Source organism: Terrabacter sp. FW104-15G4B (assembly GCF_058790095.1).
Map to the genome: position 1 here is coordinate 1 of NZ_JBYTCI010000003.1, position 26,613 is coordinate 26,613.

The 26,613-nt window shown below is 71.2% G+C and carries 24 protein-coding genes; 8 read left to right on the forward strand and 16 right to left on the reverse strand.

Annotation, left to right across the window (positions count from 1 at the left end; all coding sequences use genetic code 11):
* Positions 1 to 25 precede the first annotated feature (25 nt).
* The 4 genes from AC3WRT_RS03420 to AC3WRT_RS03435 form a co-directional block, all read right to left on the reverse strand.
* Positions 26 to 586, reverse strand: coding sequence for a YflT domain-containing protein (locus AC3WRT_RS03420; protein ID WP_492719143.1), 561 nt, complete (start codon positions 584 to 586; stop codon positions 26 to 28).
* Between the two features lie 42 nt (positions 587 to 628).
* Entirely contained in the window at positions 629 to 1,828 is a 1,200-nt protein-coding gene (locus AC3WRT_RS03425) for an acyl-CoA dehydrogenase family protein (protein ID WP_492719145.1), read from the reverse strand.
* 155 nt (positions 1,829 to 1,983) lie between these two features.
* Positions 1,984 to 2,859, reverse strand: coding sequence for a caspase family protein (locus AC3WRT_RS03430; RefSeq protein WP_492719147.1), 876 nt, complete (start codon positions 2,857 to 2,859; stop codon positions 1,984 to 1,986).
* 64 nt (positions 2,860 to 2,923) lie between these two features.
* Positions 2,924 to 6,190, reverse strand: a complete 3,267-nt coding sequence (locus AC3WRT_RS03435; RefSeq protein WP_492719149.1) for a DUF7379 domain-containing protein — start codon at positions 6,188 to 6,190, stop codon at positions 2,924 to 2,926.
* Between the two features lie 260 nt (positions 6,191 to 6,450).
* Between AC3WRT_RS03435 and AC3WRT_RS03440 the strand changes: the two genes are divergently transcribed.
* Positions 6,451 to 7,359: a serine protein kinase RIO gene (locus AC3WRT_RS03440; protein ID WP_492719151.1), complete on the forward strand. Its 909-nt coding sequence runs from the start codon at positions 6,451 to 6,453 to the stop codon at positions 7,357 to 7,359.
* An 84-nt stretch (positions 7,360 to 7,443) separates the two neighbouring features.
* Here the strand turns inward: AC3WRT_RS03440 and AC3WRT_RS03445 are convergent, their stop codons facing one another.
* Genes AC3WRT_RS03445 through AC3WRT_RS03455 form a run of 3 tightly spaced genes read right to left on the reverse strand, consistent with a single transcriptional unit; the run spans position 7,444 to position 10,424 of the window.
* Positions 7,444 to 8,091, reverse strand: a complete 648-nt coding sequence (locus AC3WRT_RS03445) for a nitroreductase family protein (protein ID WP_492719153.1) — start codon at positions 8,089 to 8,091, stop codon at positions 7,444 to 7,446.
* The gene (proS, locus tag AC3WRT_RS03450; RefSeq protein ID WP_492719155.1) at positions 8,091 to 9,500 is read right to left on the reverse strand and encodes a proline--tRNA ligase; all 1,410 of its coding nucleotides are present in this window, start codon (positions 9,498 to 9,500) and stop codon (positions 8,091 to 8,093) included. The genes AC3WRT_RS03445 and proS overlap by 1 nt, the downstream gene beginning before the upstream one ends.
* Positions 9,501 to 9,548: 48 nt before the next feature.
* A complete protein-coding gene (locus tag AC3WRT_RS03455; RefSeq protein ID WP_492719157.1) occupies positions 9,549 to 10,424 on the reverse strand; it encodes an extensin family protein in 876 nt (291 codons plus the stop codon).
* Positions 10,425 to 10,506: 82 nt separating this feature from the next.
* Here AC3WRT_RS03455 and AC3WRT_RS03460 point away from each other — a divergent pair, with 82 nt between their 5' ends.
* The 3 genes from AC3WRT_RS03460 to AC3WRT_RS03470 all read left to right on the forward strand — a co-directional run bounded on the left by AC3WRT_RS03460 (position 10,507) and on the right by AC3WRT_RS03470 (position 12,895).
* A complete protein-coding gene (locus AC3WRT_RS03460; protein WP_492719159.1) occupies positions 10,507 to 11,289 on the forward strand; it encodes an alpha/beta hydrolase-fold protein in 783 nt (260 codons plus the stop codon).
* A 125-nt stretch (positions 11,290 to 11,414) separates the two neighbouring features.
* Positions 11,415 to 12,017: a carboxymuconolactone decarboxylase family protein gene (locus AC3WRT_RS03465; protein WP_492719161.1), complete on the forward strand. Its 603-nt coding sequence runs from the start codon at positions 11,415 to 11,417 to the stop codon at positions 12,015 to 12,017.
* On the forward strand, positions 12,014 to 12,895 hold the full coding sequence (locus AC3WRT_RS03470; RefSeq protein ID WP_492719163.1) for an RNA polymerase sigma-70 factor: 882 nt from the start codon (positions 12,014 to 12,016) through the stop codon (positions 12,893 to 12,895). The genes AC3WRT_RS03465 and AC3WRT_RS03470 overlap by 4 nt, the downstream gene beginning before the upstream one ends.
* A gap of 9 nt (positions 12,896 to 12,904) precedes the next feature.
* Here AC3WRT_RS03470 and AC3WRT_RS03475 read toward each other — a convergent pair whose 3' ends face one another.
* Positions 12,905 to 13,786 carry an HpcH/HpaI aldolase/citrate lyase family protein gene (locus AC3WRT_RS03475; protein WP_492719165.1) on the reverse strand — a complete coding sequence of 294 codons (882 nt, stop codon included), beginning with the start codon at positions 13,784 to 13,786 and terminating at the stop codon, positions 12,905 to 12,907.
* A 6-nt stretch (positions 13,787 to 13,792) separates the two neighbouring features.
* Positions 13,793 to 14,866 carry an HpcH/HpaI aldolase/citrate lyase family protein gene (locus tag AC3WRT_RS03480; protein WP_492719167.1) on the reverse strand — a complete coding sequence of 358 codons (1,074 nt, stop codon included), beginning with the start codon at positions 14,864 to 14,866 and terminating at the stop codon, positions 13,793 to 13,795.
* 89 nt (positions 14,867 to 14,955) lie between these two features.
* Between AC3WRT_RS03480 and AC3WRT_RS03485 the strand changes: the two genes are divergently transcribed.
* From AC3WRT_RS03485 to AC3WRT_RS03500, 4 genes are read left to right on the forward strand one after another with little or no spacing between them, the layout of a single operon-like run.
* Positions 14,956 to 15,639 carry a hypothetical protein gene (locus tag AC3WRT_RS03485; protein ID WP_492719169.1) on the forward strand — a complete coding sequence of 228 codons (684 nt, stop codon included), beginning with the start codon at positions 14,956 to 14,958 and terminating at the stop codon, positions 15,637 to 15,639.
* Between the two features lie 18 nt (positions 15,640 to 15,657).
* Positions 15,658 to 16,965 carry a magnesium transporter MgtE N-terminal domain-containing protein gene (locus tag AC3WRT_RS03490; protein WP_492719171.1) on the forward strand — a complete coding sequence of 436 codons (1,308 nt, stop codon included), beginning with the start codon at positions 15,658 to 15,660 and terminating at the stop codon, positions 16,963 to 16,965.
* Positions 16,962 to 17,522 carry a DUF1003 domain-containing protein gene (locus tag AC3WRT_RS03495; protein WP_492719173.1) on the forward strand — a complete coding sequence of 187 codons (561 nt, stop codon included), beginning with the start codon at positions 16,962 to 16,964 and terminating at the stop codon, positions 17,520 to 17,522. The genes AC3WRT_RS03490 and AC3WRT_RS03495 overlap by 4 nt, the downstream gene beginning before the upstream one ends.
* 57 nt (positions 17,523 to 17,579) lie before the next feature.
* Positions 17,580 to 18,722, forward strand: coding sequence for an Mrp/NBP35 family ATP-binding protein (locus AC3WRT_RS03500; RefSeq protein ID WP_492719175.1), 1,143 nt, complete (start codon positions 17,580 to 17,582; stop codon positions 18,720 to 18,722).
* A gap of 129 nt (positions 18,723 to 18,851) precedes the next feature.
* Here the strand turns inward: AC3WRT_RS03500 and AC3WRT_RS03505 are convergent, their stop codons facing one another.
* From AC3WRT_RS03505 to AC3WRT_RS03535, 7 genes are all read right to left on the reverse strand, one after another.
* Positions 18,852 to 20,681 (reverse strand): ABC transporter ATP-binding protein, encoded by a 1,830-nt coding sequence (locus AC3WRT_RS03505; RefSeq protein WP_492719177.1) that lies wholly within the window; start codon positions 20,679 to 20,681, stop codon positions 18,852 to 18,854.
* Complete coding sequence (locus tag AC3WRT_RS03510; RefSeq protein ID WP_492719179.1) at positions 20,678 to 22,486, reverse strand: ABC transporter ATP-binding protein; 1,809 nt, start codon at positions 22,484 to 22,486, stop codon at positions 20,678 to 20,680. The genes AC3WRT_RS03505 and AC3WRT_RS03510 overlap by 4 nt, the downstream gene beginning before the upstream one ends.
* Before the next feature lie 53 nt (positions 22,487 to 22,539).
* Positions 22,540 to 22,896: a Sec-independent protein translocase protein TatB gene (tatB, locus tag AC3WRT_RS03515; RefSeq protein ID WP_492719181.1), complete on the reverse strand. Its 357-nt coding sequence runs from the start codon at positions 22,894 to 22,896 to the stop codon at positions 22,540 to 22,542.
* A 55-nt stretch (positions 22,897 to 22,951) separates the two neighbouring features.
* The gene (locus AC3WRT_RS03520; protein ID WP_492719183.1) at positions 22,952 to 24,586 is read right to left on the reverse strand and encodes a S1C family serine protease; all 1,635 of its coding nucleotides are present in this window, start codon (positions 24,584 to 24,586) and stop codon (positions 22,952 to 22,954) included.
* Complete coding sequence (locus tag AC3WRT_RS03525; RefSeq protein WP_492719185.1) at positions 24,583 to 25,305, reverse strand: hypothetical protein; 723 nt, start codon at positions 25,303 to 25,305, stop codon at positions 24,583 to 24,585. The genes AC3WRT_RS03520 and AC3WRT_RS03525 overlap by 4 nt, the downstream gene beginning before the upstream one ends.
* Positions 25,306 to 25,324: 19 nt before the next feature.
* Entirely contained in the window at positions 25,325 to 25,981 is a 657-nt protein-coding gene (sigE, locus tag AC3WRT_RS03530; RefSeq protein WP_492719187.1) for an RNA polymerase sigma factor SigE, read from the reverse strand.
* 132 nt (positions 25,982 to 26,113) lie between these two features.
* Complete coding sequence (locus AC3WRT_RS03535; protein ID WP_492719190.1) at positions 26,114 to 26,572, reverse strand: hypothetical protein; 459 nt, start codon at positions 26,570 to 26,572, stop codon at positions 26,114 to 26,116.
* Positions 26,573 to 26,613: the final 41 nt, after the last annotated feature.

Below are 26,613 nucleotides of genomic sequence, written 5' to 3' on the forward strand. Positions count from 1 at the left end.
GGGTGGAGGCGGGGTCGAGCCCGGCTCAGACGGCCGGCGGCGGTCCGGGCTGGGCCGCGGGCGGAGTGACGGGCGCGGTCGCGGTGGCCACGATGCCCGCGTCGGCCAGGATCTGACGACCCTGCTGCGCGAACTTGTGCTCGCAGAAGACCTCGTAGCGGGTGGCCACCACCTGGCTCACCGACGAGAAGTCTCTCGCCCCGCGGGTGAAGGCGTAGCCGACCACCGACCAGATCAGGCCGAACACGGCGCCGTAGAGCGCGGTGTAGAGCAACAGGGTCGTCGGGTTCGAGGGGCGCGAGAAGAGCGAGAGGATCAGGCCCACGAAGAGCCCGAGCCACACGCCGGACAGCAGACCGCCCAGGGCGACCCGTCCCCACGTGAGCCGGGCCGTCACCCGCTCCATCTGCTTGAGGTCGGTGCCGACGATGAGGCAGTTCTCGACCGGGAACTGGTTGTCGGACAGCGTGTCGACGGCCTTCTGCGCCTCGGTGTACTTCTCGAACACCCCGAGCGAGAGGGGGTACTCGAGGGACAGCGTCGCAAATCCGGGGCGTCCCCCCGGACCCTTCGGTTGCAGGCTCATGGCCTTATCCTCCCATCCCCGGTCGGGGCGAGGCAGGGACACTCAGGACTTGAGCTTGTAGTCCTCGACGAGCCGGCGGCCGATGATCATCCGCTGGATGTCGGCCGTGCCCTCACCGATGAGCAGCATCGGCGCCTCCCGGTACAGGCGCTCGATCTCGTACTCCTTGGAGTAGCCGTAGCCGCCGTGGATCCGGAAGCTGTCCTCGACGACCTGCGAGCAGTACTCCGACGCGAGGTACTTCGCCATCCCGGCCTCGAGGTCGTTGCGCTGGCCGGAGTCCTTCTTCCGGGCGGCCTTGACCATCATCTCGTGCGCGGCCTCGACCTTGACGGCCATGTCGGCGAGTCGGAACAGCACCGCCTGGTGGTCGACGATCTTCTTGCCGAACGTCTCGCGCTGCTGGGCGTAGGAGACGCCGAGCTCGAACGCCCTTCTCGCGACACCGCATCCACGCGCGGCGACGTTGACGCGGCCGACCTCGACGCCGTCCATCATCTGGTAGAAGCCCTTGCCGGGCTCGCCGCCGAGGATCTGGGCGTCGGTGGTGCGGTGCCCGTCGAAGAGCAGCTCGGTCGTGTCGACGCCCTTGTAGCCCATCTTGTCGATCTTGCCGGGCACGGTGACGCCCTGGGCGGTCTCGCCGAAGCCGGACTCCTTGTCGACCAGGAAGGTCGTCATGTTCCGGTAGACCGAGTCAGCCCCGGTGTCGGTCTTGACGAGGACAGCCACGAGGTTGGCCGACCCGCCGTTCGTCAGCCACATCTTCTGACCGCTGATCGACCACTCGCCGTCGTCGCCCTTGACGGCCTTGGTCTTGATCGCCGACACGTCCGAGCCGCAACCGGGCTCGCTCATCGAGAAGGCTCCGCGGATCTCGCCCGTCGCCATCTTCGGCAGGTAGTGCTGCTTCTGCTGCTCGGTGCCGTGCTGGAGCACCAGGTAGGCGACGATGAAGTGGGTGTTGATGATGCCGCTGACGCTCATCCAGCCGCGCGCGATCTCCTCGACGCAGAGGGCGTAGGTCAGCAGCGACTCGCCGAGGCCGCCGTACTCCTCGGGGATCATCAGCCCGAAGATCCCCATCTCCTTCATCCCGTCGACGATCGCCTGGGGGTACTCGTCCCGGTGCTCGAGCTCGGTGGCGACGGGGAGGATCTGCTCGTCGACGAACTCGCGCACGAGCTTGACCAGCTCGGTCTGCTCCTCGGTGAGGCCGTCGGTCTGCTGCAGTCGGGACATGCTCGGATCCACCTTGCGTCTGGGCTCGCGGTCAACTCGGACCGAGTATGCCGTCGGGTCGCCGGCGTGGTCAGTGCCCGTGCGTGTGAGTGTCGACACCTGTGTCGTCGGTCACCGGCGGCTCGTCGTCCCCCCGCCTGTCCCGGCCGCCGCGCCTACCAGGGCTGTCCGAAGGGGACCTTCCTGCACTTGGTCGGTCCCTCGAGCGTCGACCGCTGGCTGAAGTCGCCGTCCCTGAGCCCGGCGGTGACCGAGCGGAGCAGGTCGCTCCGTGTGGCGGTCGAGTGGGCCTTCACGGCCTTGAGGAGGAGGTAGGTGAACGCACCGTTGGAGCGCCCGTCGAAGGTCGCGTCGGACGCCGTCTGGTTGGGCTTGCAGGCCGCGTAGAGCACCGGCCTGGAGGCGGTCCGGGGACTCCTCGTCAGCTCGACGAGGGCCTTGCGGTCGACGGTGCGCGGGGGCGCCACGGCGCGCAGCTTGCGTGCCTTCTCGAGCCCGGCACGGGTGGGAGCGGGCAGGAAGCGCGGCTTCCGGCCGAGCAGCTGGGCCTGCATGATCTCCTCGAGGTCCTTCAGGCCGGTGCCGCTGTGACAGGTGTCGAGCAGCACCTCGAGCAGCACACCGGAGGGCACGCGCGCGAAGAGATCGCGCAGCTCGTCGTCGACGATGACGGTGTCGCGGTCCCACTGGTCGCCCTTCTGCCGGATGTCGTGGCAGGCGAAGGCCTCGTCGAGGTCATCCGGCTCGACGTCGCCTCCCGGCTCGTTGGGCACCTGCGTGCCGTGGCTCGAGAGGGAGAAGACGATGTGGTCGCCTGACCTGGCGGTGTCGACGAGCTGCGTCAGGGCTGCCATGACCGCCGTCTTGGTGGCACCGGCGTCGGTCAGCACCGTCGTCGTGCGGGCCGTGAAGCCCAGCGGCCGCAGGGCCTTGGCGACGTCGTCGGCGTCGTTGACGCAGCCGCTGAGCCAGCTCGTCTGCGGCAGCGACTCGAACTCGTTGATTCCCACGCACAGAGCCCTGCGTGCCATGACCCTTCCTTCCTTCTGGGTGGACCCGTCCGGTTGGGCGGGTTCGACTGCGGCGTATGCCGTCTCACACCAGCTCGAGGACGGCGTCCGGTCTGGCGTAGACGACGTAGGCGAGCCACGTCGGGTCGTCGGCGTCGCGGGCGGCGGCTCGGGCGAGCGAGCTGGCCCGAGACATCGGGGTGCCCTTGAGCAGCTCCTGGTAGAGGGTCTCGACGAAGACGCGCGCCGGCTCCTCCTGCACCGACCACAGGCACGAGACGAAGGCCGAGGCACCTGCGTCGAGGAACGCCTTGGCGAAGCCGCCGACCGTCGTGAAGAGGGTGCCGGACCGCCCTGTCTGGCACGCGTTGAGCACGACGAGGGGCCCCACGGCGTCGGGGCCGGTCCAGTCGAGGTTCTGCGCCACGTCCGTGGAGCTGAGGTACTGCTGGACGACGGTGGAGCCGCGCCGCCGGCCGCGCAGCAGCACCTTGGCGTCGGCGATGTCGTCCGAGCTCGCAGCGCCGTGCCCCGAGAAGTGCAGCAGGTCGAACCTGCCGCCACGCAGCAGGCGCTCGACGCCCCTCGGGGTCGCGGGCACGGGCTTGGCGCCGAAACGGTCCTCGAGGTAGCCGGCCTCGGCCACTCCGGCGTCGTTGCGGAACATCGGGTCGGCGTAGACGGGGCAGATCGACCGCGCGTGGCCGCGCCGGACGCGCACCGTCCGCGGCGGGAAGCTGCCGAGCTGCCACCGGACGAGTCCGCCCGAGGCCAGGAACCACGGCTTCACGCCGCGCTTGCCCCGTGCGGGCTTGAGGTGCACGAGCTCCCACGGCACGGACGGCTCGTCGGTGTAGACGATGAGGTCGTGCACGAGGTGCCGATGCTTCCAGAGGTAGTCCTGCATGTCCTCGGGGAAGAACTGGTCGAAGAGCAGGGTGCCGGTGTTCTGCAGCTGGCACAGGCGCTCTCGGGGCGTGAGGTCGGGATCCTTGATCACGCGCTCGACCTCGGCGATCCGGTCACGGACGAAGTCGTCGCGGCCGCCGATCGGCGCGGACTCGAAGACGCGCTCCGGCTCTCCGGGCACGAGTCGCAGCGCGTAGCTGTAGACCCGCTCCCCCGTCACGCGCCGGCCCTCCACGATGTCGAGGCACGGGAGGCCGTCGAGCTCGGGGGCGTCGATGCCTGCGTGGGCCGCGGCCGTCACGGGAGCGGGGAGCACCGCCGCGGCTGCTGCGGCCGTGGACTCGAGGGTGAGACTCGCCACCGGCACGCGGCCCTGTCGCAGCACGACGGTGACGCGCACCGGCCCCACCGCCAGCGCACGGAGGCAGAAGGTCAGCTCGCTCGCCCAGGCGCCGTCGGGCAGGCCGAAGACCTTGGCATCGGTGTCGACGACCCGGGCGTTGTCCTTGCCGTAGACCTGGACGGTCACCGGGCGACCCTCCGCGACGTGGACGGATTGCGACGCGTGGACCGTGCCCTGCGTGGCCGACAGCTCCCCTCGGGCAAGGCGTACGCGCACGGTGAAGTCGGCGCCCGGCGTCACGAGCGAGGGCATCTCGGCGGCGAGCTCGGCCGCGGTCGTCCTCTCGGCCCGGGCCGGTGGCCGGGCAGCCGTCGAGGGCATCGGCACTGCACGAGCCGGCACGGCGCGAGACGGCCGCCTTTCAGCCTCGGCACGCTCCAGGCCACGGTCACCGCCGACCGGTTCGGGCGCGGGTCCGGAGGTCATCCACTCGGCCGGCTGCGCCTCCTCGTCGGAGGCGCCCAGGCCGAGCGGAAGCCACTGCGAGATCGCGCCGATGACCGACAGCTGTGCGAAGTAGTTCACGTGGTAGACGACGTCGTTGGTGCCGAGGGCGAACGTGTCCTTGACGAAGCCGCCCCCGGGCAGGTCGATTGCCGACATCGAGTCGGTGTCGACCACGAGGTCGTTGCCGCCGTGGAAGAGCCCGTCGACGAAGCCCTCGACGAGCCCGATCGCGAGCTCCCGTGGGAATTCCGGCGGGTTGTGGTGGTCGTCGACGAGGGAGACGTGGAAGTCCGAGCTGACGACGTACCAGCTCGTCCCCGGCTCGGGCTGGCCGGGCTGGGTCGTGTTGATGGCCTTGACGAAGTCGCCGTCCGGCGTCATCGCGGCCAGGCCGGGCACGCCCTCGCCGGTCGCGGCATACGAGACGAGGTACTTCACAAGCGCGCTGATGCCGCGCACGACGCCGCCGACGACCGCGGCGAAGGGCGCGGCGCCCGGCACGAGCGCGAGGCCGGTCGAGGCGACCATGACGAGGTTCGTGTAGAGGTCGACGAGGTCGTGCCAGCGCTCGGGGGCGGCCAGGTGGGTGCCGCAGTTGGTGGCCGCGACGAACACGATCGACTCGACGCCCACCGGCAGGCCGGAGCCCGGCAGCACCGACTCGGCGAGCGACCGCGTGACGAGGCCTCCCCGGCTGTGCGTGACGACATCGATGAGCAGCCCACTCTCGTGCGGCGCGAGCAGGGCCAGCAGGTCGCGCGCGTTGCGCTCGGGGTCGACGCTGAGGGTGCGGTGGTCGAAACCGATGACGGCGTCGTATGCGGCCACCAGCGTGTCGACGAAGCCCTCGGCCCCGGGGGTGAGCGCGAGCGCGCCGAAGCCGCCGGTGGTCGACGAGAAGGTGCCGTGCACGAGGAGCAGCACCCGTGCCGGCCGATCAGTGGGCAGGCCCACCTCCGCGAGGCTGTCGACCGGCTTCCACTGCTCGAGGGCTCCTCCGGTGACGTGGACGAGCCCGGTCCGGACCGTCGACTCGAGGTGCTCGACGGCCCGGCCGACGACGACCGGTGCGGCGAAGCGCAGCACGATCGCCTGCAGGGCGCCGTGAGCGAGGTCGCCGAGCAGGCCGCGGTCCGGGCGGGCCGGGGAGGTGTGCAGGGCACGGGCGCGTCGGAGCGGCCGGCGGGGCCGCTCGGGCTGGACGGAGAGGGAGAACGACACGGTACGAGGGCCACGGTCGATCGAACGCCTGCCGTCGGCCGCGCCCACCGGCAGGTGCCACGAGTAGACCCCGTCATGCTCGAGCAGCACGACCGCGTCGTGGTCGGCCGGCACGTCCACGTCCAGCTTCACGGTGCCGGGACGGTTCGTCGGCGGCCTGCCGTCGAGGTGGCGCTCTCGACGGGGCGTCAGGTCGACCCGGTCGACGACGACGAAGTCGCCACTGCTCAGGGCCTTGACGAGCGCTGCGCGCTGGGCTGCGCGCGGATCGTCGGGCAGGTCACGGTCGCTGCGGTCGCTCGCCGGCGACGCGTCGTAGCCGCGCGGCACACGGACACGGAGTGCTCCCCCGCCGAAGGACGCGGACGGCATACCTGGCTCCCCTCCGAGACGAACCCGACCTGTGCACGCCTCGTCACGGTAGAGCCGCGGGACGGTGCGGTGATACCGATTCGCCGAAAACCCCCGTCCACCGGGCATCCCGGAAAAGCGGTTGCGCTGCGCCGTCGGCGTGCGGGAGTCTCGGTCGCGAGCGCGGCGGTGCACGACCGGCGCACCGGACCCAAGGAGGGCGACATGTCGATGACGGCCCCGGGCATGCCTGCCCACATCTCTTCTTCCTTGGAGTCCTCTTGTCATTCAACGCTTTTCACGAAGACGACCTCGACGTCGGTGACTCCCGGCTGACCGGCCGGCGCACCCCCCAGCTCGAGGCCGAGCAGTACGCGGTCGACACCGCCCCCGACGGCCCTCCCGAGGGCGAGCGGTGGTCGAGCTGGGACGGCGCGACTCACGGCCCCAAGCCACGCCCCGAGTGGGTCATCACCGATCTCGGCGCCGTCGAGGCCGATCTCGGGGTGCTCAAGACCGGCAAGGAGGCGGACGTCCACCTGGTGCGCCGGTGGGTGCCCGGCTCACCGGACCGGGACGTCGTCATGGCCGGCAAGCGCTACCGGTCGAGCAAGCACCGCATGTTCCACCGCGACGCGGGCTACCTCGAGGGGCGGCGCGTGCGGAAGTCGCGCGAGACGCGGGCCATCCGGACCCGCACCTCGTTCGGCAAGGAGCTGATCAGCGGCCTCTGGGCCTTCGCCGAGTTCGAGACGCTGGTCCGGCTCTGGGACGAGGGGCTGCCGGTGCCCTACCCGGTGCAGATGTCCGACGACGAGATGCTGATGGAGTTCATCGGCACCTCCGACGGTCGGGCCGCGCCACGCCTCGCGCAGGTGCGCCCGGACCCGGACCTGCTGCCGGTGCTCTTCGACCAGCTGCGCGAGGCCATGCTCCGGCTTGCCGAGCTGGGCTGGGCGCACGGCGACCTCTCGCCGTACAACGTGCTGCTCGAAGGTGAGGGTGACGCCTCCCGGCTGGTCCTCATCGACTGGCCGCAGGTCGTCGACGTCATCGGCAACCCGCACGGGCCGGAGTTCCTCGAACGCGACACGCGAAACATGTGTGACTGGTTCACTCGTCGTGGGTATGCCGCCGACGAGGGTCTGCTCTTCGGTGACCTCATGGCTGCGGCGACGTCGCGCTGGTGAGCTCGCAGGCGGGGGGCCGAGGGGACTGCAGACGTGATGGAGGCCACCCGTTCGTGGGGTGGCCTCCATCCGTCTTGCTCTCCGTCAGTCGGTGAGGAAGTCCGCTGGGTGGCCGAACTTCCCGGAGTGCACGAAGGCCTCGAGCGGCAGGCGCGAGCGGGGCAGTCGAGCCCGGGTGCGCAGCCAGGCAGGGATCTCGGTGTCATCGTCCGGCCCTGCGGGCACTCCCAGCGCGATGCCGGTCGTCACGGCCCAGTGCGGCGGCACGGCGAACACCGCCTGGGCGGCGCGATGGTCGAACCCGGCGAACTGGCGCACCTGCAGGCCCATCGAGCGTGCCTGCACGGTGATGTGGGCGACGGCCTGGCCGAGGTCGTACATCGCGTAGTCGCTGTAGGCGATCTCGTGGTCCTCGTCGGTGGCGACCTGGTGCAGCGTCAGGATGATCGCCGACGCCGACGGCGCCCAGGCCTGGTTGGCGGTCGAGAGGACCTCGACGATGGCCGTGTGCGTGTCGTCGCCGCGCAGCCCCACGACGAAGCCCCACGGCTGGGAGTTGCCGGCCGACGGTGACCACCTGGCAGCCTCGAGGATGGCGCGCAGGGCGTGCGGCTCGAGCACGTGGGACCGGTCGTAGACCATGATGCTCTCGCGGTCGCGCAGCAGCGGGGTGAGCACCTCCGGCTGGGCCTTCCGGTCCGGCTCGCGTGCCTGGGCAGCGCCGGCACCCATCAGTAGGCCCGCCCGACGACGGCGAGCACGCCCTCGTCCGACTCCGAGGTCGGTACCGACCCGTCCGGCATCGTCAGGCACCGCACCGTGACCGCCGACTCGGCGAGCGTGGCCTCACCGTCCGGCCCGAGCGTCGACCACGGGATCGTCGCCCAGCCGGTGCGGGCGGCTTCCTCGGCCTCCTCGAGGGTGGCGACGGCGGACGTGTTCGCGTCCCGATGGGCCAGCGCGGCGGCATACAACGCATCGTGGTCCTCGTCGAGGGCGCGGGTCACCGTGTCGACGACGGCGCCGAGCGGCACCGAGGACTTGCCGCCGGCGATGCGGCGCGCGAGCGTCACCGAGCCCTCCGCGAGATCGCGCGGGCCCACCTCCACGCGGACCGGGATGCCCTTGAGCTCGGCGTCGACGGCGCGCCGCCCGAAGGGCGTGTCGACGCGCGCGTCGAGCTCCGCCCGCACGCCGAGGGCGATCAGGTCGGCGACGACCTGACGTGCCGCCTCCACGACGCCCTCGCCGTCCTTGACGACCATGACGAGCACCTGGACGGGCGCCAGCCGCGGCGGGACGCGGATGCCGTGGTCATCGCCGTGGCACATGATGAGCCCGCCGAGCATGCGGGTGGAGCTGCCCCACGACGTCGTCCAGCAGGTCTCCTGTCGCCCCTGCTCGGAGAGGTAGGTGATGTCGAAGGCGTTGGCGAAGTTCTGGCCCAGCTCGTGGCTCGTGCCCATCTGCAGCGCCTTGCCGTCGCGCATCATCCCTTCCAGCGCAAGGGTGTTCGTCGCCCCGGCGAACCGCTCGCGCTTCGTCTTGCGGCCGAGCACGACCGGCATGGCGAGCATCTCGCGCATGAACGCCGCGTAGACCTCCTCGTGGATCCGCTGGGCGTAGAGGCGTGCATCCTCCTCGGTGGCGTGGGCGGTGTGACCCTCCTGCCACAGGAACTCGCTGGTGCGCAGGAAGATGCGCGGACGCAGCTCCCACCGCACGACGTTGGCCCATTGGTTGAGCAGCAGCGGCAGGTCGCGGTAGCTCTGCGTCCACTTCGCCATGAACTCGCCGATGACGGTCTCGGAGGTCGGGCGCACGACGACCTTCTCCTCGAGCTCCTTGCCGCCGGCGTGCGTCACGACGGCCAGCTCCGGGCTGAAGCCCTCGACGTGCTCCGCCTCGCGCGTGAGGTAGGACTCCGGGATGAAGAGCGGGAAGTACGCGTTGCGCGCCCCGGCCTCCTTGATGCGCCGGTCCATGTCGGCCTGCATCCGCTCCCAGATCGAGTAGCCGTACGGCCGGATCACCATCGTGCCGCGCACCGGCCCGTTGTCGGCGAGCTCGGCCTTGGCGACGACGTCCTGGTACCAGCGGGGGAAGTCCTCGGACTGGGGCGTGAGCACGGTCTTGGCCATGGCCTCGATCCTACGATCGGGCGCAGGGTCGCCGTCCCGTCGTTTGTGCTACGCCTGCTCCATCGTGGCGACCATGAAGGCCTGCCAGGCCTCCCGGCTGTCGGCGAGCTCGCCCGGACCGCCGGACTGCTCGAGTATGCGGGTGGTGGCCGAACGGGTCACGTCGTCGAACTCCCCGGTGATCTCCACGTCGGTCCGGCCCCACACGTGCCGGCACATCGCCTGCACCGCCTGCACCTGCGCATTCGAGCGCCGGATGATCCGCGGCCGCTCTGGTCCGAAGCGCCCGAGGTCGACGTGGATGTGGTTGTCGTGCGCGGCGTCGAAGAGGTAGGTCAGGACGTCGGCGAACTCGTGGTGCAGCCCCGCCGCGGTGCGCCAGTAGAGCGCGAGGCGGCGACGCAGCTCACTCGCCGGGGCGTCCCGCCACTGGTCGTGGCGCAGGGAGCTGAGGTCACGCCCGTCGGAGCGTAGGCGCGCGATGTCGATGGCCTCGCCGGAGCTGTGCCACGACGTCGACGACCCGCGCACCCACGCGCCGTAGGACCGGATCTCGTCCGGGGCCTGCCCCACGTGGCGGCGGTGCAGCGCCAGCCAGCGGTCGAGGCGCGCCCCGAACGGCTCGGTCACGTAGTAGGTGACCGCGTGCCCGTTCACCTCGTACACGTGCGCCGCCCAGCCGATCGCGCGCCGTGCCTGCAGCTCCCCGAAGTCCACCGGACGCGGCTCGATGCGCAGCTCCGGCGGCCACGGCTCGCCCACAGCCGGCAGCTGCGGGAGGGAGGGGAGGCCGGCACCGCGCGACACGGCATACGCGCCGCCGCCGACGACGGCCCCCAGAGCACCGACCGCCCCGAGGGTGAGCACCCGCCGGCGGGTTGGGCCGGTCGGTCCACGCTGGCCCGCCTGCGAGTCCTGGCTCATGCCGGTTGAACGCGTGAGGCGCCCTGAGGTTTCCCTGGCGCGGTGACGGCTGCGGGTGCCGCACCGGCCCTACGCTCCGGCCATGCGTGATCGTCGCAGACTCTCCCGGCGCGCCCTGCTGGCCGGCGCCCTCGGACTGGCCGCCGTGTCCGGTGTCGCCGGCTGCACGTCGGCGACGGGACCAGCACTTAGGGACGGCGTGCTCAGCGACAGCTTCGGGGTGGAGGCGCCGAAGTGGCGCCTGGCAGTGCCACGCTCCGGGCCACCTCGCGGGCTCGTCGTGGCACTGCACGGCTTCGGCGGGTCCGCCGACGACGCCTTCGATCTCGGCTTCGCTGACGCCGTCGAGCCGTCGGGGATGGCGCTCGTGTCCGTCGATGGAGGCGACTCCTACTGGCACGCGCGACAGGACGGCAGTGACACCGGCGCGATGGTCCGTGACGAGCTGATCCCCGTGGCGCTCAGGGCTGCCGGGCTGTCGAGCTCAGCTCCCGTCACCCTGCTGGGATGGTCGATGGGCGGCTTCGGGGCGCTGCTTCTCGCCAGCGAGCTCGGCTCCTCGAGGGTCAGCTGCGTCGTCGCCGCGAGCGCCGCCCTGTGGCAGAAGGGCAGCGAGACACCAGTACGCGCCTACGACGGGCGGGCCGACTTCGACAGCCACTCGATCTTCAACCGGCTCGAACGGCTGAGGGGGATCCCGGTGCGCCTCGACTGCGGCACGTCCGACCCCTTCATCTCGGCGAACCGCGTCCTGGCGCGTCGCCTGCCCGGCGTCGAGTCCCACTTCACCGCGGGAGGCCACGACGACGACTTCTGGAGCGGCAACGTGCAGGCGGAGCTGGCGTGGGCCGCGGCCCGTTCCTGATGCTCCGGTCTCCCCCTGCGTGTACCGCGACCCGTGACCCGCGCAGCGCGATGTCACATCCGGCTCCTGGGGCGTGTCCATTCCTCGACGGCGCCGGGAGCGGCGCCCCGACCGAGGAGAGTCGAATGTCCGACATCCGCACCACCCCGCTCACGCCGGTCACCGGGCGCTCGCCCGGCGCCCGGGTGCCCCTCGAGCACCGCCGGACACCCTTGGTCCGGTTCGTCTCCGCGTGGAGCCGGCGCCGGTACGGCGCCGTCCTCGAGCCCGGGCTCGCGATGATGCACAACCGGCGGGTGCTGCTGTCGGTTTCTCGGTTCGAGCTGTCCGTCGAGAAGTGGTCGAGCGTCGAGGCCGGACTCAAGGACCTCGCGTGCGCCGCCGTCGCGGCGCAGGCCGGCTGCAGCTGGTGCATCGACTTCGGGTGGTACGTCTCGCGCGAGAACGGCCTCGACGTCGCCAAGCTCGAGCACCTCGCCGACTGGCGCGAGGCCACCGTCTACACGCCGCTCGAGCGGTCGGTGCTCGCCTACGCCGAGGCGATGACCACCACGCCGCCGGAGGTCACCGACGAACAGGTGGCCGAACTGCGCACGCACCTCACCGACGAGCAGCTCGTCGAGCTGACTGCGATGATCTCGCTGGAGAACCTCCGTTCCCGCACGAACGCCGCCCTCGGCCTGACCAGCCAGGGCTTCAAGGACCACGGCGAGGTGCCTGCCCGGTGAACGATGACCGCACCGACGACCTGACCGCCGTCTTCGAGGAGCATCGCCGCCTCCTCGTCGGTGCCGCCTACCGGCTCCTCGGCAGCCACTCCGACGCTGAGGACGTCGTGCAGGAGGCGTGGATCCGGTGGAGCGCCGTCGACGCGTCCACGGTCGACGAGCCACGCGCGTACCTCCTGACGATCACGACGCGGCTGGCGCTGAACCGTCTGCGGCAGCTGCGAGCCCGCCGCGAGAGCTACGTCGGTCCGTGGCTGCCCGAGCCGGTGTCGAGCGACCCACGAGACGATGGCGCGGCTGCGGCCGAGCTCGCCGACGACGTGTCGATGGCGATGCTCATCGTCCTCGAGTCGCTGAGTCCCCTGGAGCGTGCGGCGTTCGTGCTGGCCGAGGTGTTCGGTATGCCGTCCGGCGAGGTCGCCGGGGCCCTCGACCGCTCCCCTGGCGCTGTCCGGCAGCTCGTGCACCGGGCCCGCTCGCACGTCGAGGCACGGCAGCCGCGCTCCGTCGTCGACACGGCCCGCCACCGTCAGGTGACCGAGCGGTTCCTCGCGGCCGCGTCCACAGGTGACGTCGCGGGCCTGCTCGAGGTGCTTGCGCCCGACGTGACGCTGGTGACCGACGGGGGTGGGCTCCGCAAGGCCGCCTTGCGGCCGATCCAGAGCGCGCAGAAGGTGATCCGTTGGCTGGTCGGGGTCCTCGGCCGGCCCGACGTGGAGGGTCTGGCGCCGCACCTGCGCACCGTGAACGGCGAGCTGGCAGTCGTCATGACGTCGGTCGAGGGCATCGACTCGGTGCTCTTCCTCACCGTGGACGACGACCGCGTCACCGCCTTGCACGCGATCCGCAACCCGGACAAGCTCGGGGCGGTCACCTGACCCGGCACATCAGCCGAGAGCAGCGATGGCCTCCGCCGTGGCGAGGACCTTGTGGGCCGTGTCGACGTGCAGGTTCTCGATGAGGCGGCCCTTCAGCGTGACCACACCCTTGCCCTCGGCCTGCGCCGTCTCGAAGGCTGCGATGACCGCACGCGCCTCCTCGACCTGCTCCGGGCTCGGGGCGAAGACCTGGTTGCAGGGCTGTACCTGGCCGGGGTGGATCAACGTCTTGCCATCGAAGCCCAGCTCGCGTCCTTGACGCGCCTCGGCGAGGAAGCCCTCGGCGTCCTTGACGTCGTTGAACACTCCGTCGAGGAGGGCCACACCCGCGGCGCGGGCAGCGAGGACAGCCAGCTGCAGCGACGTCTGGATGGCCGCTCGTCCCGGCGCGAAGCTCGCCCCGAGCTCCTTGTAGAGGTCGTTGGTTCCGAGCACGAGGCAGGCCAGCCGGTCGGAGGCGCGGGCGATCTCCTCGGCGTGCAGGACAGCGACCGGGGTCTCGACCATCGCCCAGAGCCGCGTGCGCTCCGGCGCGCCCGCGGCGTCCATCGCAGCGACCAGCCCGCGCACCTCGTCGGCCGAGCTCACCTTGGGCACCACGACGGCGTCGGGACCGGCCGTACAAGCGGCCGCCAGGTCGGCGTCGTGCCACTCGGAGCCGAGACCGTTCACGCGGATCGTCAGCTCACGCCGGCCATACTCGCTGGACTGCACTGCAGCACAGGCCTGCTCGCGTGCGGCCACCTTGGCCTCGGGCGCCACCGCGTCCTCGAGATCGAGGATCAGCGCGTCGACCGGGAGCGACTTCGCCTTCTCCAGGGCCCTCTCGTTGGAGCTCGGCAGGTAGAGCACCGAACGACGGGGGCGGTATGCCGCGGGCTCGGCGGGCATGGCAGCTCAGCCTTCCTGTGCGACGGGCGCGACGGCATACAGCTCGGCCAGCGCTGGATCGGCCTTCGAAAGGCGCTCGGCGAGCTCGACGATGACGAGGCACTGCTTGAGGCTGGCGTCGTCCTCCATCTTGCCGTCGAGCATCACCGCGCCGGTGCCGTCGCCCATGGCGGCCACGACGCGGCGCGCGTGGGCGACGTCCTCGGCGGAGGGGCTGAAGACCCGCTTGGCGATCTCGATCTGCACCGGGTGCAGCGACCACGTGCCGACGCAGCCGAGCAGGAACGCGTTGCGGAACTGGTCCTCGCAGGCGACGACGTCCTGGATGTCGCCGAAGGGGCCGTAGTAGGGGTAGATGCCATGCATGGCGCACGCGTCGACCATGCGGGCGATGGTGTAGTGCCACAGATCCTGCTGCGCAGTGGCGCGCTCTCCCGTGATGTCGCCGCCGACCGGGTCCGTGCGCACGAGGTAGCCGGGGTGCCCGCCCCCGACACGGGTCGTCTTCATCCGCCGGTCTGCCGCGAGGTCGGCGGGTCCGAGCGAGAGCCCCTGCATGCGGGGCGAGGCGCCGCAGATCTCCTCGACGTTGACCATGCCGCGGGCGGTCTCGAGGATGGCGTGCACGAGGATCGGTCGGGTCAGCCCCGCCTTGGCCTCGAGCTGGGCGAGGAGCCGGTCGACGTAGTGGATGTCCTCGGCGCCCTGCACCTTGGGGACCATGACGACGTCGAGCGTGTTGCCGATCTCGGTGACGAGGGTGGTCAGGTCGTCGAGCGCCCACGGGCTGTCGAGTGCGTTGATGCGTGTCCAGAGCTGCGTGTCCTCGCCGAAGTCGGTGGCCTTCGCGATCTCGACGAGCCCGGCCCGCGCTGCCTCCTTGCGGTCGGCCTTGACGGCGTCCTCGAGGTTGCCGAGGAGCACGTCGACGGTGCCGACGAGGCTCGGCACCTTCGCGGCCATCTTGGGGTTGCTGGGGTCGAAGAAGTGGATGACCCGTGACGGGCGGGCGGGCACCTGCGTCAGGGGCATCGGCGCCCCCACCGCGAGCGGCCGGAAGAAGTCCTTGGCGCTGCGCATGGGCGTCAACGTAGCAACGGGCCGGCGAACCGCGTTATGACGACAGTCACGCACTCCACCGATGAGGGCGGGATCACTAGGGTGGCGGTGTGACCGAGCGCGCACCCGAGCGGCTGACCCAGCAGACGACTCCCGCTGGCGCTCGGCCGTCGCCGGAGGCGACCGTCTCCCCGGCTGCGAGCGCCACGGCGCTGCTCGGAGAGGCGATGTCCAAGTCCGGACTGCTGTGGATCGAGGTCGCGGGCGACCGCACGTGGCCTGCGTGGCACGCCTGGGACGACGGCGCGGCCCTCGTCGTGAGCGGCCCGGGCGAGCAGCCCCTGCCGTGGCTGCCCGAGGAGGTCCGGCTCATCCTGCGCAGCAAGGACACCGGCGGCCGGCTGCTCACCGTCCGGGCACGGACCCATGTGCTCGAGCCCGGGACACCCGAGTGGCAGCGCGCCACCGAGGTGCTGCGCGGCTCGCGGCTCAACTCAGTCGATGACTCGGTGACGCGGTGGGCCGCGGAGTGCACCGTGACGGCACTCGTGCCCTTCGACAGCCCGCTCGAGTCCCCCGGGTCGTATGCCGCCACCGACCACCGGGAGCCCCCCGCCAGGACCGCCGCGACGACGACCTCCTGGCGACCGTGGCACTGGGGTGGCCGAGGCGAGGAGAAGGCTCAGCGCAAGCGGGCCCGCGCCGACGCCAAGGCCGCCCGCCGCGCCGCGAAGGAACGCGCCAAGCTGCGCAAGAAGCGCCAACGCCGTGGCAGCCGTCGACGCGGACGCTGACCCCCTAGCCTAGGCCCCATGAGTGCGAGCACCCGCGTCTTCGTCGCGCGCCTGACCGGACTGAGCGTCTTCGACCCGCTCGGTGACCAGGTCGGGCGCGTGCGCGACGTCGTGGTGATGTTCTCGGCCAACCGGCCGCAGCCCCGCGTCATCGGTCTCGTCGTCGAGGTCCCCGGCCGGCGCCGCGTCTTCGTGCCCATGACTCGGGTCACCTCGATCGACGCCGGTGCCGTCATCACGACGGGCCTGGTCAACATGCGCCGCTTCGAGCAGCGCACCAACGAGGTCCTCGTCGCAGCCGAGCTGTTCGACCGCACGGTCAAGGTCACGACGCCGGAGGCCGTCGAGGCCGGTTTCGCCGACGCGCTCGTCGAGGATCTCGCGATCGAGCAGGGGCCCCGCCGCGACTGGCTCGGCACCCGCGTCTTCGTGCGGCAGGCCCCGGCCGGCGTCTCCTCGGCCTCGAAGGCCATGTCGCGCCTGACCCGTCGCCGCTCGGGCAAGACGATGCTCGTCGACATCCGGGACGTCGTGGGGCTGCACCAGCAGGCGGGCGCACAGAGCGCCGAGCGCCTCCTCGAGACCTACGACGACCTCAAGGTGGCCGACCTCGCCGAGGTCATCCACGACCTCAACCCGAAGCGCCGTGCCGAGGTGGCGGCCGCCCTCGACGACGAGCGGCTCGCCGACGTCCTCGAGGAGCTGCCCGAGGACGACCAGGTCGAGATCCTCGCCGGCCTCGCCAACTCGCGGGCCGCCGACGTCCTCGAGGCCATGGAGCCCGACGACGCCGCCGACCTGCTCGCCGACCTGCCGCCCGAGCAGGCCGAGCAGCTGCTCCAGCTGATGGAGCCGGACGAGGCCGCTCCCCTGCGCCGGCTGCTGGCGTACGACGAGAACACCGCCGGCGGAATGATGACGACCGAACCGGTGATCCTCGGGCCCGAGGCGACCATCGCCGAGGCCCTGGCCACCGTGCGCCGTGAGGAGCTGGCGCCTGCGCTGGCCTCGATGGTCTACGTCTGCCGGCCGCCGCTCGAGGCTCCGACGGGCCGCTACCTCGGGCTCGTGCACATCCAGCGGTTGCTGCGCGAGCCGCCGCACGCCGCCGTCGGCTCCATCATCGACAAGGAGATCGAGCCCGTGGCCGCCAGCGCGTCGCTCGAGACCGTGACCCGCACCCTGGCGACCTACAACCTGGTCTCCCTGCCCGTCGTCGACGACGACGGCAGGCTCATCGGCGCCGTCACGGTCGACGACGTGCTCGACCACATCCTGCCCGAGGACTGGCGCGAGGAACGCCATGAGCTGGGGGTCAAGCCGTGAGCGAGCGCGCCGAGCGGCGCACCAGCACGCGGGCGGTGCGCCTCGACAAGCTCGACCAGCCGCAGGAGCAGCGCGCCCGCGTGCTGCCCCGGGTGCCCATGACCCAGGAGGCTTTCGGCGTCCTGTCCGAGAAGTTCGCGCGCTTCATGGGCACGGCCCAGTTCCTCATCGGGATGACGGTGTTCGTCGCGGCGTGGATCGCCTGGAACGTCCTCGCCCCGCCGCCGCTGATCTTCGACGCGTTCCCGTTCATCTTCCTGACGCTCATGCTCAGCCTCCAGGCCTCGTATGCCGCGCCCCTCATCCTTCTCGCGCAGAACCGCCAGGCCGACCGCGACCGCGTGGCCCTCGAGCAGGACCGGGCCCGCGACGAGCGCAACCTCGCCGACACCGAGTTCCTGACGCGCGAGGTGGCGTCGCTGCGTCTGGCGCTGCGCGAGCAGGCCACTCGTGACTTCGTGCGGTCCGAGCTGCGCTCGCTCCTCGACGAGCTCGAGGACCGGTCGCTCATCCGCCGTGCCGACGACGAGGCCCAGGACACGCGCCACGGAGGGTGAGCGAGCGCACCCCCGCCGTGGTCTGGGTCAAGCAGGACCCGGCATACGATGGAACACATGTCTGTCGCCGTACTGCCCAGCCGTGACGCCATGCTCACGGCGCTCTCGAAGGTCAACGACCCCGAGATCCGCAAGCCGATCACCGAGCTCGGCATGGTCAAGTCGGTCGAGATCGACGACGCGGGCAAGGTCGACCTCGCCATCTTCCTGACCGTGTCCGGCTGCCCCATGAAGGACACCCTGACCAAGGACTCCAGCAACGCGCTGCTGGCCCTCCCGGGTGTGACCTCCGTCGAGGTCGAGCTCGACGTCATGAGCGACGAGCAGCGTGCCGAGCTGCGCTCGCAGCTGCGTGGTGGCGCCCCGGAGAAGGAGATCCCCTTCGCCAAGCCCAACAGCCTCACGCGGGTGTATGCCGTCGCATCCGGCAAGGGTGGCGTCGGCAAGTCGTCGGTGACGGTCAACCTCGCTGCCGCGATGGCGGAGCAGGGCCTGCGGGTGGGCGTGGTCGACGCGGACGTCTACGGCTTCTCGGTGCCGAGGATGCTCGGCGTCCAGCAGCGCCCGACGCAGGTCGACGACATGATCCTTCCGCCCATCAGCCACGACGTGAAGGTCATCTCGATCGGCATGTTCGTCCCCGGCAACCAGCCCGTCGTGTGGCGTGGCCCGATGCTGCACCGCGCGCTGCAGCAGTTCCTCGGTGACGTGTTCTGGGGCGACCTCGACGTGCTCCTGCTCGACCTGCCGCCCGGCACCGGCGACATCGCCATCTCCGTCGCGCAGCTCATCCCGACCGCCGAGATCCTCGTCGTCACGACCCCGCAGCAGGCGGCGGCCGAGGTGGCCGAGCGCGCCGGCTCCATCGCCCTGCAGACCCACCAGCGGGTTGTCGGTGTCATCGAGAACATGAGCTGGCTGGAGCTGCCCGACGGCACCCGCCAGGAGATCTTCGGCTCGGGCGGCGGCCAGGCGGTCGCCGACTCGCTCACGAAGAGCATCGGGGCCCCGGTCGAGCTGCTCGGCCAGATCCCGCTCGACACGCGACTGCGTGAGGGGGGCGACTCGGGCACTCCTGTCGTGCTCAGCACGCCGGACTCCGCCGCGGCAGTGGCCCTGCGGGGCATCGCCCGCCGGCTCGGGTCACGAGCGCGCGGCCTTGCCGGCCGCTCCCTCGGCCTGACCCCCGCCGGCCGCTGACTCCGACCGAAAGAGCGTTTCGTCTCCACCCCTGACCTCGCACCCCCACATCGAAGGAGCAGTTCGTCCGATCGGACGAACTGCTCCTTCGCTCGGGGGAATTGCTCTCTTGGTTGATCGGGGCGGGCGTCAGGCCAGGGAGCTGACCCAGGCGTGGTGCAGGTCGGAGTAGCGGCCGGCCCCGGCGGCGACGAGCTGCTCCGGCGCGCCGTCCTCGACGACCCGGCCGTGCTCGAGGACGAGGACGCGGTCGGCGATCTCGACCGTCGAGAGCCGGTGGGCGATGACGATGGCCGTGCGCCCGGCGAGGATGGTCCCCAGCGCCTGCTGCACCAGCCGCTCGGAGGGAACGTCGAGCGATGACGTCGCCTCGTCGAGGATGAGCACCGCAGGGTCGGCGAGGAAAGCGCGCGCGAAGGCGACGAGCTGGCGCTGCCCGGCGCTGAGCAGGCCACCACGGTTGGAGACCGGGGTGTCATAGCCCTGCGGGAGGGCGGCGATGAAGTCGTGCGCTCCGAGCGAGCGCGCGGCCGACTCGACCTGCTCGTCGGTGGCGTCCGGACGACCGAACCGGATGTTGTCGGCGACGGTGCCGCTGAAGAGGTAGTTCTCCTGGGTCACCATGACGACGGCCCGGTGCAGGTCGTCGGAGGCCAGCCGCCGCAGGTCGATGCCGTCGAGGAGCACAGCTCCTCGGGTGGGGTCGTAGAAGCGGGTGGCCAGCTTCGCGATCGTCGTCTTGCCGGCCCCTGTCGTGCCGACGAGCGCCACCGTCTGCCCGGCCGGGATGGTCAGCTCGAGGCCCGGGATCACCGTGGCACCGTCGACGTAGGAGAACTGCACGCCGTCGAAGCGCACCTCGCCCTGCGGGTCGGCCAGCTCCGCCGGATCGGTCGGCTCGGGCACGTCGGGCGCCTCGTCCAGGACGCCGGCCAGCTTCTCGAGCGCGGCGGAGGCCGACTGGAAGGTGTTGTAGAACTGCGAGATCTCCATCATCGGCTCGAAGAACTGTCGCAGGTAGAGCAGGAACGCCGCGAGTACACCAACGGTGACCTCGCCGTGGTAGGCGAGGTAGCCGCCGTAGAGCAGCACGGCGGCGATCGTGACGTTGCCGATGAGCCGTATGCCGGGCATGAACCAGGCGACGAGCCGGAAGGCCACGAGGTTGGCGCGGCGGTACTGGTCGTTGACGTCGTCGAAGATCTCCTGGTTGCGCGGCTCGCGGCGGAAGGCCTGGACCGCGCGGATGCCGTTCATCGACTCGATGAAGTGCACGATGACCAGGGCGACCTTCTCACGCGTGGCCCGGTAGCTCTTCGCGGACTCCTTGCGGAACCAGTTGGTCAGCAGCGCCAGGGCCGGACCGCAGAGCAGCGCGACGATGCCGAGCTTGACGTCGAGCACGAGCAGCAGGATCGACGTACCGACGAGCGTCAGGGCTGCCGTGACGAGGCCGTCGAAGCCGGTCTCGAGCATCTCGTAGATGGCGTCGACGTCGGAGGTCTGTCGCGAGATGACGCGACCGGAGGTGTAGCGGTCGTGGAAGGCCGGGCTCAGGTGCTGGAAGTGCCGGAAGACGCGTCGGCGGATCGAGAGCAGGATGTCCTGGCCGATGAGGCCGGAGCGGACGAGGAAGAGGTTGCGGGCCACGGCCTGAGCGACCGTCGCGAAGAGCACGAGGCCGACGACCAGCAGCAGCGGCTCGAGGTCGCCGGACTCGCGGATCGGCGGGATCCCGGTGTCGATGCCCTCCTTGACGAGATACGGGATCGACAGCCGGGCGGCGTTCTCGATGACGACGACGACCATGAGCCACCACAGCGCCCGTCGCCAAGGGCGCAGGACCTCGCCCAGCAGGCGGCGGGAGCGGCCCTCGAGCCGCGCCGACGTCTCGGCCGTCAGGTCCCCCTCGACGTCGCCGTCGGCGACACCGCGCCACTGCTCGGCCGGTGTGCTCATACGTGCATTCCCTCGGAGGCCGGCGCGTCAGACGGCGCGGACGAGTCGGACGGGTCGGACGAGTCTGCGGCGAGCAGCTCGCGGTAGGCCGGGACGGTGTCCAGCAGCTCCCGGTGCGTGCCGACGTGGGTGATGGTGCCGCGCTCGAGCAGCGCCACCCGGTCGGCGAGCATGACGGTCGAGGCTCGATGCGCGACCACGAGGCCGGTCGTCTCGGACAGCACGCTCGACAGCGCCTGCTCGACGAGCTTCTCCGTGTGCACGTCGAGAGCGGACAGGGTGTCGTCGAGGACGAGCACCGCCGGTCGCGATAACACTGCGCGGGCCAAAGCCAGGCGCTGGCGCTGGCCACCCGAGAGCGACATGCCCTGCTCGCCGATGCGGGTGTCGAGGCCCCACGGGAGATCGTGGACGAAGCCGGCCTGGGCGATCTCGAGGGCCGCCAGGACCTCCTCCTCCGGGGCGTCGGCCCGGCCCAGCGTGACGTTCTCACGGGCGCTCATGGAGAAGAGGGTCGGCTCGGCGAAGGCGGTCGCCACCAGGCTGCGCAGCTCGACGAGCTCGAGGTCGCGCACGTCGACCCCGTCGATGGTGATGCGACCGGCGGTGACGTCGAAGAGGCGCGGCACGAGGGCGGTCAAGGCGGTCTTGCCCGAGCCCGTTGCGCCGACGAGGGCCACGGTCTCTCCGGGTGGCAGGTCGAGGTTGACGTCGCGGAGCACCGGCTCGTCAGGGGCGTCCGGGAAGGCGAAGTCGACGTGCTCGAAGCGCAGGTGCCCCCGTGGAGCCGGCACGTGGCGGTCACCGGGGACGATGTCTGGCTCGGTGTCGAAGATCTCGAGGACGCGAGCTGCCGCCGTCATGGCCTCCTGCGCCATGGCGAGGATGACACCGAGCGACGACACGGGCCAGACCAGCGAGAGCATCAGGGTGATGAAGGCGACCAGCTCACCGGGGGTCAGCGCGCCCTTGCCGACCCCGATGGCGCCGAGCAGGAGCACGATGACCACGGCGAGGTTGGGGATGACCTCGAGGAACGTCCAGAACTTCGCCGACAGCCGGACCTTGTCGAGGCTCGTCGCGCGCAGCTCCAGGGAGGCCTCGTCGTAGCGGCGCGCGACGTGGTCGCTGCGTCCGAACGACTTGATGACGCGAATGCCGACGGCGCCCTCCTCCGCCTGCGTCGCGAGGTCGCCCTGCTGGTCCTGCACCCGCCTCGAGACGAGGACGTAGGCCTTCTCGAAGCGCATCGAGAGCCAGATGATGGGAACGGCCGTCGCCGCGACGACGAGCCCGAGGGGCCAGTACATGGTGAGCAGCACGGTCGTCACCACGACGACCTGCAGGACGTTGATGACGAGGAAGAGCAGGCCGAACCCGCTGAAGCGCCGGATCGCCGAGAGGTCGGTGGTGGCGCGGGACAGCAGCTGGCCCGACTGCCACCGCGTGTGGAAGCTCATGGGCAGTGACTGCAGCCGCTCGTAGAGGTCGCGGCGCAGGTCGGTCTCGAGCCCGAGAACGGCGTTGGACTGGACCCATCGCCGCACGAAGATCAGCACCGCCTCGAGGATGCCGAGGGCGAGCGCGGCCAGGCCGAGCGGCAGCACCGGCCCCAGCTCGTGCCGGGTGATGGGTCCGTCGATGATGGCTCGGGTCACGAGCGGGATGGCGATCGACAGGCCGACGCCGGCGATCGAGGCCGCGAACATGGCGACGAGGGCCCAGCGGTGCGGGCGGAGGTATCCCCGCAGGCGCCACAGGGACCGGACGGAGGCGGGCGGGTGCGAGGTCGGGTCGGCAGGCATCAAGGTCTGACCATAACGCCCGAAGGGGACAGTGATACCTCTGGGTCAGAGATTCAGGTGGCTTCGTCGTCCCAGGGCGTCGGCATCAGGGGGTTGTGCCCCTGCGGCGTGCTGACCGGCTTGTCGGCGGCGGGCGACGGCTCGTAGTCCTCGTCGGGCGGTGACGACAGTGCGTCGCGCACGATCTTGCGCGGGTCGTACTGGCGCGGGTCGTAGGCCCGCCAGTCGACGTCGGAGAACTCCGGGCCCATCTCGTCCTTGAGCTGCTGCTTGGCACGGTCGGCCATGCTGCGGGCCTGGCGGACGAACTTGCCGAACTTCGCGGCATACTCGGGCAGTCGCTCGGGACCCAGGATGAGGATCGCCAGGACACCGAGCAGGAGCAGCTCCCACCCGTTGATGTCGAACACAGTCCCTCGCTTCCACGCGTACCGGCTGGGCCATCCTATGGCGGCGCGCTGAGCTCTAGCTGGCCGGATCGGCTTCCAGCGTCATCCGCAGCTCGAGCTCCTTGCCGCCGCGCTCGACCTTGAGCGTCACGGTGTCGCCGACGGCCCGCGCGCGGATGGAGACGATGAGCTGGTCAGGGGTGCGGACGCGCTTGCCTTCGAAGCCGACGATGACGTCGCCGGCCTTGACGCCCGCCTTGGCCGCAGGCCCGCCGGAGGTGACGGCGTCGGGAGTCGCGACGACCTCGGCGCCCTCGCCGGAGAAGGTGCGGTCGAGCTTCACGCCGATGATCGGGTGTGTGGCCTTGCCGGTCGCGATGAGCTGGTCTGCGGTGCGCCGCGCCTGGTCGCTGGGGATGGCGAAGCCGAGGCCGATGCTGCCGCCCGTCGAGCCGCTCGTGCCCGGTACCCGGGCGATGGCGCTGTTGACGCCGATGACCTTGCCGTTGAGGTCTAGCAGCGGGCCGCCCGAGTTGCCGGGGTTGATCGCAGCGTCGGTCTGGATCGCGTTGATGTAGGAGGACTCACTGCCCTCACCGGGCGTGACGGGCCGGTTCAGGGCGCTGATGATGCCCGTCGTCACGGTCTGGTCCAGACCGAGCGGGGCACCGACGGCAATGACCTGGTCGCCGACGACCACCTTGTCGGACGGGCCGAGCTGCAGAGGCGTGAGGTCGCTGCGAGCGATCTTGAGCACGGCGAGGTCATAGCTTGCGTCGCGGCCGACGATCGAGGCCTTCTCCGTGTCGCCGTTGCTCAGCACGACCTCGATGTCGCCGTTGACGCCGCCCTCGACGACGTGGTTGTTGGTCAGCACGTGGCCCTTGCCGTCGATGACGAAGCCGGAGCCCGTGGCCGATCCCTCGCTGCCGCCGTCGACCTTGATGGTGACGACACTCGGGAGCGCGACGGCGGCGATGTTCGCGACCGAGCCGGCCGGGCGCTGAGTGGCACCGGGCCCCGGGTCGGGCAGGGTCGAGCCGGCGAGGTTGACGTGGTCCTCGGCGAGCTGGCTGGTGACGCCCCCGATGACGCCCGAGAGCAGGCAGAGGCCGACGACGGCCGCGACGAGTCTGCCGCGGCCACGAGGCCGTCGTGCCGAGGTGCGCTCGTCCGTCAGCAGCACGCCGCCCGGCGCAGGGAGGCCCGCTTCCGGCTCGCCGTCGGGCTGGTGCGGCACCGGGCCGACGTATGCCGGCTGGTTCGAGGCGTGGTCACTGCTCGGCTGCGCGTCGGCGGCGCTGCGGGGACCGGTGGCGGGCGACGCGACGCGCGACCCCGAAACGGCAGGTGCGGGCGTGTCGGCGACCGGCGGGGCGTACGCGGACCGGTGGTGTGCATCCTCGGCGAGCGCATCGGCGCGGTCGCTGCCCCACGACGCGTCGGCCCGGGCCGGGACGGACGGCCCCTCGGTCGGGTGCTCGCTGCCGAAGACGTCGAACCAGGCGTCGCCCGATTCAGCGGGACCGGCAGGCGCGGGCACAGGCGCGGGCGACGGCGCATCGGTCCGGATGGCTCGCGTGTCGTGGAGGTCGATGATGCCGGTCTGTTCGCGCTCCGGAGCCGGCCCGGGCTCGGGAGCTGAGGTCGGCTCGGCCGGCTCGGAAGCTGCGGTCGGCTCGGGGGCCGGCGTCCTCGACTCGTCGCTCATGGGCCTGATTGTGCCGAACCGACGTTGACCACCCGAACAGGGGCCACGGTGACGGTCGGGAAGCCGGGTGTCGGGGGCGCATCCACGGTGGACGAGCGAGTCGTCATCACCCAGTAGGGCAGGTTGCCGGCGCCAGCCGCCCCGGACCGCCGCGCATCGCCCGAGGAGGACAGGACCTGGCTCCCGGGCAGCACCGTCGCACCGAGATCGACCGCACTGACGGGACTCGCGCCGAACGTCGCAACAGGCCCGCGCACCAGCGGGGCGCGGGACCCGGGGACGGGCGAGACCGCGAGGCCCCACGCTGCGGCCACCGACGCACCGGCCGCGATCGAGGCCACGACGGCGGCGCGCATCGGCGAGCGGTGCAGCGCCGGAGCAGTCGGACGCACGGTGGGGACGGGGTCGTACGACGCGGCGGACGGCATACGGAACCCGACGGGCGGCACCGGAACTCCCGGGGCCCGCGAGGTGCGTGGGCCGGTCGTCGCCGGCCGGCGCTCGTCCTGCGCCGAGGACGCCAGACCGATGAGCGAGCTGCGCAGGCTCATCGGCACTCCGGTGTCGGAACGTAGCGCGGCGACGATCCGGCGCTCCTGGTCAGCGGCTGCCCGGCAGACCTCGCAGCACACGAGGTGCTTGTCGTAGAGGTGCAACATCGCGGGCGGCAGCGCCCTGTCGACGTACGCCCGGACATAGCCCTTGAGGTGCGGCGTCACCACATGACCTCCGGCTCCATCAGCGTGAGCTCGCGGCGACGCGACGACCGGGAAGGCGCAGGCCGGCGCGCGCGGCGCGGGACTCGGGCTTGGCGGGACGGGCCGCGGCGGCGACCTCGGGCGCACGGTGCGCGAGCGCCTCCCGGAGCTGGGCGCGGCCGCGGTGGATGCGCGAACGGACGGTGCCGAGCTTGACGCCGAGCGTCGCGCTGATCTCCTCGTAGCTGAGACCTTCGATGTCGCAGAGCACGACCGCCGCGCGGAACTCCGGGGCGAGGGCGTCGAGGGCGCGCTGGACGTCGTCGTCGAAACGGGAGTCGTGGTACGTCTGCTCCGGGCCCTTCTCGAGGCTGGCGAGCCGGCCGGCGGCGTCCTCCGGGAGGGAGTCGAAGCGGATGCGCTGCTTGCGGCGCATCTTGTCGAGGAACACGTTGGTCGTGATGCGGTGCAGCCAGCCCTCGAACGTGCCGGGCTGGTAGGAGTTCAGCGACCGGAAGACCCGGACGAAGACGTCGTGCGTGAGGTCCTCCGCGTCGTGCGGGTTGCCCGTGAGCCGGTAGGCCAGGCGGTAGACGCGCGCTGAGTGCTGCTCGACGATCTCCTCCCAGGTGGGAGGAGTCCACGTCGACTCGGCCTCCACCGGGGTGGGAGAGGTGGATGTCACGCTGGTGCTCACGAGGGGGTGGCCCTTTCACGCAGGGGTTTCAACGACTTGAACGTCATCAGTCGGCCATTCGTTCCCGATGATGGTCTCGGATGGGGCTGTCGGGTGGCCAGCCGCAACCTGTGCGGCACCTGTGGGCCGCGCTCAGGGCGCCTGCGGGCTTCCGTCGTGGGGCACCGCCTCATGGTGACGCCGGCCGTGGGTGCGCCGGTCCTCCTTCATCTCCGCCTCGTAGAGGTGACGACGCCCGCCGACGAGCTCGTCGCGGGCTGCGGCCTCGAGGCTCTTGAACGTCGCGTAGTAGTCGTCGTCGTAGTCCTCGACGATCTGGAAGGTCCACCGGCCCTCGAGCACGTTGCGGCCGACCAGCTCGGTCTCCAGCCGGTCGGCGAGGTCGTCGTGACCGGCCTGGCGGAAGAGGTCGACGGCATCCCCGAGGGCGAGGTCCGCCGTGCCGGTCAGCCGGTGGAACCGGTAGAGGTGACCGCGGGCGTCCTCGACGACCTCGAACGCCTCCGACAGCTTGCCGAGGGCCTCCACCGTGGCGTCGTCGACGCCCTCCGGCCGACGGTGCTGCGGGATCGGCTGGTCCTGTTCGTCCATACGACAATCCTTACCCGGTCTCCCGCGGCGGTGTGCCGAGT

Coding starts and splice junctions, on each gene's coding strand:
- AC3WRT_RS03420 (WP_492719143.1), bottom strand. CDS start 586: ATGAGCCTGCAACCGAAGGGTCCGGGGGGACGCCCCGGATTTGCGACG.
- AC3WRT_RS03425 (WP_492719145.1), bottom strand. CDS start 1,828: ATGTCCCGACTGCAGCAGACCGACGGCCTCACCGAGGAGCAGACCGAG.
- AC3WRT_RS03430 (WP_492719147.1), bottom strand. CDS start 2,859: ATGGCACGCAGGGCTCTGTGCGTGGGAATCAACGAGTTCGAGTCGCTG.
- AC3WRT_RS03435 (WP_492719149.1), bottom strand. CDS start 6,190: ATGCCGTCCGCGTCCTTCGGCGGGGGAGCACTCCGTGTCCGTGTGCCG.
- AC3WRT_RS03445 (WP_492719153.1), bottom strand. CDS start 8,091: ATGGGTGCCGGCGCTGCCCAGGCACGCGAGCCGGACCGGAAGGCCCAG.
- proS (WP_492719155.1), bottom strand. CDS start 9,500: ATGGCCAAGACCGTGCTCACGCCCCAGTCCGAGGACTTCCCCCGCTGG.
- AC3WRT_RS03455 (WP_492719157.1), bottom strand. CDS start 10,424: ATGAGCCAGGACTCGCAGGCGGGCCAGCGTGGACCGACCGGCCCAACC.
- AC3WRT_RS03460 (WP_492719159.1), top strand. CDS start 10,507: ATGCGTGATCGTCGCAGACTCTCCCGGCGCGCCCTGCTGGCCGGCGCC.
- AC3WRT_RS03465 (WP_492719161.1), top strand. CDS start 11,415: ATGTCCGACATCCGCACCACCCCGCTCACGCCGGTCACCGGGCGCTCG.
- AC3WRT_RS03475 (WP_492719165.1), bottom strand. CDS start 13,786: ATGCCCGCCGAGCCCGCGGCATACCGCCCCCGTCGTTCGGTGCTCTAC.
- AC3WRT_RS03480 (WP_492719167.1), bottom strand. CDS start 14,866: ATGCGCAGCGCCAAGGACTTCTTCCGGCCGCTCGCGGTGGGGGCGCCG.
- AC3WRT_RS03490 (WP_492719171.1), top strand. CDS start 15,658: ATGAGTGCGAGCACCCGCGTCTTCGTCGCGCGCCTGACCGGACTGAGC.
- AC3WRT_RS03500 (WP_492719175.1), top strand. CDS start 17,580: ATGTCTGTCGCCGTACTGCCCAGCCGTGACGCCATGCTCACGGCGCTC.
- AC3WRT_RS03505 (WP_492719177.1), bottom strand. CDS start 20,681: ATGAGCACACCGGCCGAGCAGTGGCGCGGTGTCGCCGACGGCGACGTC.
- AC3WRT_RS03510 (WP_492719179.1), bottom strand. CDS start 22,486: ATGCCTGCCGACCCGACCTCGCACCCGCCCGCCTCCGTCCGGTCCCTG.
- AC3WRT_RS03520 (WP_492719183.1), bottom strand. CDS start 24,586: ATGAGCGACGAGTCGAGGACGCCGGCCCCCGAGCCGACCGCAGCTTCC.
- AC3WRT_RS03535 (WP_492719190.1), bottom strand. CDS start 26,572: ATGGACGAACAGGACCAGCCGATCCCGCAGCACCGTCGGCCGGAGGGC.